This is a genomic window from Ruegeria sp. YKSE079 (assembly GCF_059612845.1).
Genome location: NZ_JBXWRJ010000019.1, coordinates 85,660 through 95,115, shown reverse-complemented (window position 1 = coordinate 95,115; position 9,456 = coordinate 85,660). Strand labels below are relative to the sequence as shown.

Below are 9,456 nucleotides of genomic sequence, written 5' to 3'. Positions count from 1 at the left end.
TGACGCGGTCTCCAAAAGAAACATCGCAGAAACTATTGCCCCAACAAAACCATTGTGAAAAATTGATAAAAACGATCAAACAATAAAACAAACCTATACATCCAAACAAAATCAAACCCATGGGATACAGCCAACTCAAAGCATTCCACAACGTCGCAGTCCTGAAGAGTTTCTCCAGGGCTGCGGAAGCGATGCTACTGACCCAACCGGCAGTGTCGGAACAAGTGAGAAAACTGGAGCAGCACCACGACGTTCTGCTGTTTCACCGGGAGAAAAAGAAGGTCTGGCTGACCGAGGCCGGAGAGAAACTGTATCGCCTGACCAAGCAGTTCTTCGAGATCGAACAGGAAATCGAGGATTTCCTGTCGGAATCCAGTCAGGCAGTGACCGGTGAATTGCGCATCATCGCGGATTCAGCGCACCACGTCACTGCCATCCTGCGCCGGTTCCAGAAGCGGTACCCGGATATCACGATCTCGCTTCGGGTTGGAAACTCGGAAGAGATACTGGATGAACTGCGCAGTTACGACGCGGAAATCGGAGTCATCGGCAATCCTTCCCCTGGGCGTGATGTCGAAATCCTCAATCTTTCGACAACCGAGATCGTCGCGTTTGCCGCCTGCGATCTTTTGCCAGATGAGAAAACCACGCTGACGATCAAGGAACTTGCCGAGTTTCCCCTGATCTATCGCGAGCAGGGTTCCAAAACGCGGCAGAAGTTGGAAGAGACCGCCGCAGCACAAGGTGTGTCGCTGCACCCATCAATCGTGGCCGAGGGGCGGGAGGCAGTTCGCGAAGTCGTCGCCTCAGGCGCAGGTATCGGATTTGTATCCCTTGCGGAGTTTGGCAATGACGAACGTGTCCGGCCGTTGCGCCTGGTAGGAGCGGATATCGAGATGAGCGAGACACTCGTGTGCCTCAAACAACGGCAGGATGTGAAAATAATCCGGGCATTTATGGCTGTTGCGCACGAAGTCATCAGGGAAACGAACGCCTCTGCCCAATACTGAAACTGTCGAAGGCGGTCACATCTATCGGCTGCGCCAGGCCTGCGTTCGCCGCAATATGCCCCTGGACGCCATCTGGTGAATGATGCGCGCCGCCGCGTTGGTGTAGAATATCATCATACCCATCGCCGCTGCCGGGGCGATGTCTCCTGCGTCATCCATATTGAGCACCGCAATCGAAGCAAGTGACGTTTTCGGAGAATACAGGAACACGACTGCAGACACCGTCGTCATCGCGTTGACGAAGAGGTAGATCGAAATATCCAACACAGCCGGCAAGCAAACGGGAACAGTCACCCGTGCAAAAAGCTTCATTGTCGGCTGTTTCAAAGATGCGGAAACGGATTCGAACTCCCGATCCATCTGTTTCAACGCGGTAACAGCCGTAAGATGCGAAACAGTATAAAAGTGTGTCACCGAGCAGATGACCAAAATCGCCATTGTCCCGTAAATTGTGTTCAAGGGGTTTGAAGGATTGTTGAAGAAGAAGATATAGGACAGACCCAGAACCATACCGGGGATCGCCATCGGCAGCATGGCGAACATCTGAAACAGGGATCGACCCGTTCTGAACCCGTTGGATTTTTCAACCAGATAGGCGCCAAAAAACACGATCACGGTGCCAAAGAAAGCTGTCAGCAGCGCCATTCTGATCGAATTGAAATACGAGGCCCAGCCGCCGCCATCCATCCTGTTGAACTGATAGTTTTTAACGCTGAGGCTGAGGTCGTAAGGCCAGAACTTGATCAGGGCCGCGAATTGACAAACCGCCAATAGCCCGATGATGAACAGCCCGATCAGGCAACAATAGCCCAACATCAGACGATCCATTCCGGGACTCGGAGACGGCTGATACGGCACGGATCTGGCCGAGAGTAGCGCCACCTGTTTTGATTGCACCATTCGATCGATTGCAAAGGCCAGAATTGCCGGAATGACAAGTACAACCGACACCACGGCCCCCATTTCAAAGTTTTGTTGGCCGATCACCTGTTTATAGATGTCGACCGCCAGAACGTTGAACTGTCCCCCAATCACCTTGGGCAGGCCGAAATCGGTGATCACCAGGTTGAAGACCACGAACGTCGCCGAGATCAGACCATATCGCGCACCGGGAATGGTTACGGTCCAAAAAGTGCGCCACGGGGTCGCCCGCAAGCTGACCGCGGCTTCGTAGAGGCGCGCATCAGAGATGGCGAGTGCGGTGGAGATGATAAGAAAGGCATGTGGAAAAGTGAAAAACACCGATCCGATAACGATGCCAATGGGCCCATAGATACTAGCCCCAAACAATACCTCCTTGATCATTCCCTGGTTGCCGAAGAGATATACCAAGGCAATCCCAGGCAGAAGTGACGGGACAAGGATCGGCGCCATCGCAATCAGCCGGAATACACCTTTGAAGCGCATGCAGCTTCGGTTCAGAGCATAGGCAAACCAAAAGGCAAGCGACACGGTTACGACGGTACTGACGACAGAGATCCACAAGGAATTCTTGATCGAATTGAACAGGGCGGGTGTCGAGAAATAGTTGACGAAGTTGCCGACCCCCGTCGATTTCACCGGACGAAGTTGGACCCTCCGGAATGTATTGGAATCCAGCGTGATCCAGTCCGTGCCTTCCTTGAGTGTCGAACCGACAAGGAACCGTCCCGTATCCGTAGTATTGCGCACTTGGTACATGACCGGACTGCGGAAACTGAAATCGGGAAAAAACTCTGTCACGCCCACACGCCCATCTGACCCGGTGACCAGATCGGTGTCGCTGTAAACGTCAAGCTGCGTATTCAGGTCAGCCGCATTCAATATCGTTCCATCAAAAACACCGCTTTCGTCACTGACCTGGAACTCGTATTGGGACAACTCGACCCGATAAGTTGAAAAGGACTTGGACAGCATCGCATAGAGCGGAAAGGCCAGAGTCACGACAAGGTAAAGTGCGATGACCATCATGCTGGCGCGCATGATGATGTCGTCCCTGCTCAGCTTTCCTTTGACATTCGGACCTGGCGGCAGGGATTGCGTATCAGGGGAGGATAGGGCCATCAATCAACCTCCGAAGTATCAAAGGCCATCAACCGGCTTTCCGGGAGTTCGATCACCATCGCTTTCCCCTCGCCCAGTTCGAGGCGGCGCACGGCGTTGATCGAAAAATCGGCAATCAACTCGGCGCCCCCGAACCGTTGATTGTGGACCCGGCAGCGCCAGAAAGACCCCAAAAATTCCATCTCGGCCAGCACCACGTCGATGCAATTCCTATTGGCCCCGGTCTCCATATATCCGGCCTCGTGTGGAATGATGTCTTCGGGGCGGATCGCGGCAATTACCGGTGCTCCATCCGGAAAGCTGTGTTCGACACAAGCAAACGTCTTTTCGCCGATACTCAGACGACCACCGTCGCTGACCGACGAGTTGATCTGATTCATTTCACCGATGAAATCGGCCACGAACAAGTTAGCTGGCTCGCGATATACTTCGGTGGGCGAACCAACCTGCTCGATCACGCCATGATTCATGACGACGATGCGATCCGCCATGGCCAGAGCCTCTTCCTGATCGTGCGTCACCATCACTGTGGTTACGCCAAGCTTTCTTTGCAGCTCCTTGATTTCATGCCGCAAATGAACTCTCACTTTCGCATCCAACGCAGACAAGGGCTCGTCCAGCAGCAAAAGACCAGGGTTGGTCGCGATGGCCCGCGCCAGAGCAATGCGCTGCTGCTGGCCGCCTGAAAGCTGCGCAGGGTATTTCTTGCCCTGATCCGGCAGTCCGACAAGCGACAACAACTCTTCGACCCTGCTAACGATCTCGGGCTTGCTGCGCCCCGTGTTCTCCAAACCAAATGCGATGTTCTTTTCGATCGTCAGGTTTGGAAACAGCGCATAGGACTGGAAAACAATGCCGAAGTCCCGTTCGGACGGCGGCAGTTGGGATATGTCTTTCCCTGCCTGCTCAACAGTCCCTTTTGTCTGCAAGTCCAACCCGGCGATTGCCCGCAACAGCGTGGTTTTTCCGCAACCCGATGGTCCAAGAAAACAGATGAATTCACCTTCGAAGATTTCCAGCGAAATATCCTTGAGCGCCAAAAACTCACCGAAGGCTTTCCACAAATTCCGGATGCTTAGATACACCTGTCCTGACGGGGCGGAAGATTGGTCTTTGGGCACGAATTTGGTCCTTACAGCATTGAACCGAGTGCCGCAGTCCCCGAACAGCGGGTGGCACCGGTCATCATTATCACGTTTTGGCGGATGTAGCTGAGTGGAGGGGCGGCATCGCCCCTCCTTGTAAGCGCCTTATTTCGGCTCGGACTTACCGTCATAGCGGGCTTGCCATTCTTTCAGAATTTCGGCTCTGTTGTTCGCGGCAAACTCGAAATCGTTGTCGATCATCGCATCCAGCAGACCTTCCGGGAAGAACTCGACCGGCTTTGCAATGCCTGGATAGGCAACCACGGCATAGCCGGTGTTGTACATGACGTTGGCTTCTTTTGTGACAGTGAAATCGACAAGTTTTTGTGCGGCTTCCAAATCGTCGGTTCCTGCTACGATTGCAGTTGCTTCCATGTCCCAACCGACACCTTCAGAAGGCACTATGATTTCCAACGGTGCGCCGTCAGCCTTGGACTTGGCGCCACGGAAGGCAAAGGAAATCCCGATCGGCACCTCACCAGCGGCAGCAAGCTTGCACGGTTTCGAACCCGAATGCGTGTAGCGCGCGATGTTTTCGTGCAGCGCGTCCATATATTCCCATCCGCCTTCTTCCCCAAACATCTGCAACCAACTCGAGACGTCAAGGAATCCTGTACCCGATGAATTCGGGTTCGGCATGATCACGTGGCCTTTGTATTGCGGGTCCGTCAGATCCTTCCACGAAGCCGGTGGTGTAAGGCCTGCCTTCTCGGCTTCAACCGTGTTGTAGCAAACAGAAGCGACCCACGCGTCCATACCTACCCACGCCGGAGGATTGTCACCATCAACGAATTTTGGATCCAGGTTTTCGACGCCAACCGGGGAATAGGACTCCAGCATCCCCTCGGATTTCAGCAACAACAAAGAGGTAGCAGCCAGTCCCCAGATCACATCGGCTTGGGGATTGTCCCGTTCGGCGAGAAGCTTCGCGGTAATTATTCCGGTCGAGTCCCGCACCCAATTGACTTTTATGTCTGGGTGAACCTTGTTGAACTCCTCAGCATATCTGGCAAGATCTTCTGCCTCGACTGCCGTATAAACAGTCAATTCCGTCTCTGCCACCGCAGCAGTTGCGGTCACCAGACCAGCCGCCAATGCGGCAAAAGCATGTGATTTCAGCTTCATTAATTCTCTCCTCCGTTGGGCTGTTTTTGAACCGTTTTTTTGTGCCTTCTTCGAGGCCGGCTAATCTTTAGAGCTATCCACAGTTTCCCGAGTTTTCTCTCTAGGAAAAATCGATAATACCTACCATGTCATAAGCTCAACCTATGAAATAGGAATTCCTTTTACGGCCTCAGCATGGAAATGATACCTCGCAAAAATTTGTGACGCTTGGATGAAGCCAGGTGGGTAACGACATTGAACAAAAGCAAACCTTCCGGGCATGTGTTTTTTTCGGGCGCGAAAATCGGCCGGGCAAGGCTCGGTTGAGTGCTGACGGCTCAAGCTTTCGGCAGGTTCGGTTCCAGCTTTGCCGCGATTTCCTTGACCGCTATCTGCATCTTGACGTGAAGATTGTTTTCCTTGTCCATCGGAGAATAAGCCAACATCGACTGATGCAGTGCCTGCGCCAATGGTTCGATCTTGGTTTGATCCTCACCGTCATTGATGGCCTGTTCATACTTCACCAACTTGCTTTCGATGTAATCCGTCTTGCAGGATTTGTCGCTGAGCGCCGGGTCAAGTCCACGAGCGGCGGCTTTGATAATGTACCAGTTTTTTAACTTAGGCTCCGCCTCGCACGTCATCCAGTTGGCGGAGGTGGAGTGATCTCCAATAATCTCGAATTCAGAATCCATGATTCGAGCACGCAGATAGTCAATCGCGGACTGACACACGTCATCGTCGTTTTGCAGAACCTCAGGCGTCAGCCCGCAGGCTTGCATCGCGCTTCGGGCCTGAGGGTCGCCGTCGATGCAGGCGCCGTAAGCCAGCACGCACTTGCCCAGGGTCGTATTGGATCGGATTGCCTGTCGCGCCGCCCTTCGATTTTTCGGGTCTTTTTCAGCTTTCTTGAACGCATGCCACCCGTCGTGAACCACCTTTCTTTTATGGATCATGAACCAGGCATTGTTCAGGGCATGAATGGATTTTTCCACAGTTGCCGCTGAAGCAGTCGTGATCTGAGACTGGTCAACCAACTTGGCAGTCTCTGACACAACACCGGCAACATCGCCTGCGACTTTGGTCCAGTCATACCCCGTCGCTGCGCCCAATTTGTCGACCTCACCCTGCGACGCATATTCGTAGACCGAATAGTTTCCGCTCATCTTCTCGACCTGGCTAAGCCACAACCTCAGATCCTGCGTCCGTTTGGACGCCTTGCAGATATCGGCAATCAGATTGCGAACTTTGACCATCAATCCGCCACCAGGCGCAGCAGCCAAAGCAATTCCAAATACGCCTTTGGTCGATTGGTCAGCAATCTTGAGATACATCTCGGCCTGCCTGAGTTTTTGTGTCAACTCGCCAATGGCCTGAATCGCCTTCTCTCTCTCCTTCGGGCGATCTTGTTCCGGCACTGAATCCAAACGCGACAGGTCTGCTTTTTCCTTCAGCAACTCGATCTCGATGTCTGATTCACGCTGTTCCGCCTGAATGCTGGCAAGCATCCTGGAATCCTTCAGCATCTCGTCGCGGATTTTCTTGAATTCCCGCTGCACTTTCTTCGGATCGGGCGGGTTGTTGTCGTCGGCGTTGTCCAGCAGGGCGTCGAGTTTCGTGACTGACGCCTTCAAGCTGTCCTTGTCGACCACCGGGCTGAGGCGATCAATGATCTCGTTGTCGGTCTTCTTGGCGTTCTGCCGCGCAGTCTCAAGCGCATCCTTGAGCATCTGGTCCAGCTTCTTCAGAGCTTTTTCCAATTGGTCCTTGTCGATCTTTCCCCTGTCATCGACGCTAAGCCACTTCAAGAAATCCGGATCTTTGTCTTTGTTCAGACTCCGCGCGGTTTGGCGCGCTTGGGCGAGTTTCTCTTCCAACTCCTTTCTATGCGCATGCTTGGCGGACAGATCATCAATGCCTTCCACCAGATCCTGAATATCCTCTATCACGCCACGCTGATCGTTGATTGTGGCCCGGTCGCTGTTCATCCCCATATCGGTCTGGCCACCCGCGCCGCGAACTTCTTCATCCGGAGCCACCCATTGTCCGTTCTCGGCACCGTTTTCCCAGCGCTTCTCGAATTCCGAAAGCTCCATTTCAGGCCTGGTCTTGTCGCCGATGTCGCCAATGTAATACCCGAACGGAGCAGCCGAGACGGTCAGGGATATCTCGGCGACCAATGCCTTCATGTCACCTCGCTTGGCCGCGTCCACCATCTTGTCGATATTGCGGGTCGCAACTGCCGAAGATTTGAAGATCGCCCCTAAAGCGGCATAGTCATCTCGTAGGTCGCCATCGTCATCAAAGATTTTCTTGCCGCCTTCCTTGCGGCCATCTCCGTCTAGATCCGTCTGACCACCTTCAATATGACCCGAGGCTGCGATAGCCTCGCCCGATGCATCGATCATGTCAGCAATGGCATCCAGCAGGTATTCCTTGCGGCTCTTGTTCTCTCCTTGCGGGGGTTTGATCGCCTTTGACAGTTGCACGGCACCACGGGCGAACAACTTGGCCCCCAGCGCACCGAAATGTCCCTCGTGCTGTTGCTGGAGGTTTTTCGATTCCAGCGTCAAATCATCGCCGGTTTTAAGACCTAAGCTGGGACCATCCCCATCAAAAGGGTTGAGCTCGCTGAAATCGGTTACCACCACCATCTTGCTGATCGCATCCGTCAGACCCTCGGACAAATTGACCAGTACGTCCCTTTTGGCAGCGCGTTGGCGACGTTTCTCAACCGCTTCAAGCCCACTTGTGACGAGAGCGGAAGTCGCGTCCACAATCGCGTTTTTCTTGAGGTATTCGCCGTATTCGCTGACCAGAGCCGCGCCTTCATAGCCATTGATCTGCTGGGTGATTTCATCTCGGTCGGCCTGCAACTCAAGAAGCGTGGGATCCTTGGCAATCTCTTCCTCGGACAGCCCCTGTTCTTCAAGCAGTTTTATCTGATCCTCGATCTGGCCATCTATTTCATCCCTGTCTTCGGTCAGTGTCTCGATCTCGCCATCTATCCATTCGGACTTTGAAAGATTCCCACCGTTCTGCTCCCATTCTTCGTGAACAAGTTCGGCAACGCTCGTTTTGCCGACTTCATCGGATTCGGCTTCCAGAATGTCGGCGCCATCGCCGTCTTGATCCAGCGCATTCGCCATGCCTTCAAGTTTGGCAACATCCTTAAGGTAGTTCTCATGGTCGGCCATGAGCGCCTTGGCCTCATCCGGGGATTTGATGCCAAGTTCGTTAAGCTCATCTTTCTTGAGTTCGTAGAACTCTTCGCTGGTCAACTTTCCGTCGCCGTCGGCCTTATCCGCCTCCTTCGCGCTTTCGATGAGTGCGCCCACCTCCGTCATTTTTTCCTGGTTTTCAGTGCTGATATCCACCCCATTGCGAGCTGAGATGAATTTCGCAAAATCCATTCTACTGGGCGTCGACACCTCGATATGCATGTGCCGAAAAACCTCCTTGGTGGCGGTCTTGCCAATATTCACTGCGGTTTTTGCAATAGCCGCCGCCGCACCGAGTTTGTCGGATGCCATCGACGTCCCTTCTTCGCGCTCGGCAAGCTGGCGATAGGCGGCAACGCCATTGTGAAAAATGATTGCAGTTTCAGAGAACTTATCTGGAACTAAGTTGGACGGGATGATCCCCTGCCGAACCAGAGGGGTCCAAAGCTCTTTTTCAATGTCCCGGTCCGTAAACACGCGCCCGGTTCCGTCCGAACGTTGCTCATCCGCCATTTTTTGGGACATTTCGATGATCGGCTTCAGCGCTTCTCCAAGCCCCAGTACCAGATTGCGGCCTTCTTCCGTGTTGAACTTGATCTTTTTATTTTTCCCGCCTTCGCCCTTGATCACAATCCGTTTTAGCGCCCCGGCGCGATCAGCCTGGGTGTCGTATTCATCGTCCATCGTTCCGAAGTCCACCGGCTTACCTTCGGCGATGGTCGTAAGAATCGTGTTGTTGATCCCTTCCTTTCCCGACAGTTTCAGCCCTTGCAAAGCTTTTTGAACGGCAGTTTTCGCCTTTTCGAAATTCTTGTCAAAATTGGTGTCGAAAAAATCCTTCTTGTCCTGCAATGTCTGAACTTCGCCGGAAAAATCCTGCGCTGATTTCCCTGCGACCTTGACCAGCCAGTCATGGCATTCCTCGATTTTCAT

At 53.4% G+C, this 9,456-nt stretch carries 5 protein-coding genes; 1 reads left to right on the top strand and 4 read right to left on the bottom strand.

What is annotated here, in order from left to right; translation table 11 throughout:
- The first annotated feature begins 119 nt into the window (after window positions 1–119).
- Entirely contained in the window at window positions 120–1,010 is an 891-nt protein-coding gene (locus tag AC2FMY_RS16975; RefSeq protein ID WP_480749332.1) for a LysR substrate-binding domain-containing protein, read from the top strand.
- Between the two features lie 21 nt (window positions 1,011–1,031).
- On the opposite strand, the gene AC2FMY_RS16970 is transcribed toward AC2FMY_RS16975, so the two are convergent.
- The 4 genes from AC2FMY_RS16970 to AC2FMY_RS16955 form a co-directional block, all read right to left on the bottom strand.
- Complete coding sequence (locus AC2FMY_RS16970; protein WP_480749331.1) at window positions 1,032–3,053, bottom strand: putative 2-aminoethylphosphonate ABC transporter permease subunit; 2,022 nt, start codon at window positions 3,051–3,053, stop codon at window positions 1,032–1,034.
- Window positions 3,053–4,174 carry a putative 2-aminoethylphosphonate ABC transporter ATP-binding protein gene (locus AC2FMY_RS16965; protein WP_480749330.1) on the bottom strand — a complete coding sequence of 374 codons (1,122 nt, stop codon included), beginning with the start codon at window positions 4,172–4,174 and terminating at the stop codon, window positions 3,053–3,055. Before AC2FMY_RS16965 ends, AC2FMY_RS16970 begins: the two co-directional genes overlap by 1 nt.
- A gap of 129 nt (window positions 4,175–4,303) precedes the next feature.
- Window positions 4,304–5,323: a putative 2-aminoethylphosphonate ABC transporter substrate-binding protein gene (locus AC2FMY_RS16960; protein WP_496747831.1), complete on the bottom strand. Its 1,020-nt coding sequence runs from the start codon at window positions 5,321–5,323 to the stop codon at window positions 4,304–4,306.
- A 317-nt stretch (window positions 5,324–5,640) separates the two neighbouring features.
- Window positions 5,641–9,456 (bottom strand): hypothetical protein, encoded by a 3,816-nt coding sequence (locus tag AC2FMY_RS16955; protein WP_496807754.1) that lies wholly within the window; start codon window positions 9,454–9,456, stop codon window positions 5,641–5,643.

What these genes read in the sequence shown, in the direction of transcription:
- AC2FMY_RS16975 (WP_480749332.1), top strand. Translation starts at nt 120, where the DNA reads ATGGGATACAGCCAACTCAAAGCATTCCACAACGTCGCAGTCCTGAAG.
- AC2FMY_RS16970 (WP_480749331.1), bottom strand. Translation starts at nt 3,053, where the DNA reads ATGGCCCTATCCTCCCCTGATACGCAATCCCTGCCGCCAGGTCCGAAT.
- AC2FMY_RS16960 (WP_496747831.1), bottom strand. Translation starts at nt 5,323, where the DNA reads ATGAAGCTGAAATCACATGCTTTTGCCGCATTGGCGGCTGGTCTGGTG.
- AC2FMY_RS16955 (WP_496807754.1), bottom strand. Translation starts at nt 9,456, where the DNA reads ATGAAAATCGAGGAATGCCATGACTGGCTGGTCAAGGTCGCAGGGAAA.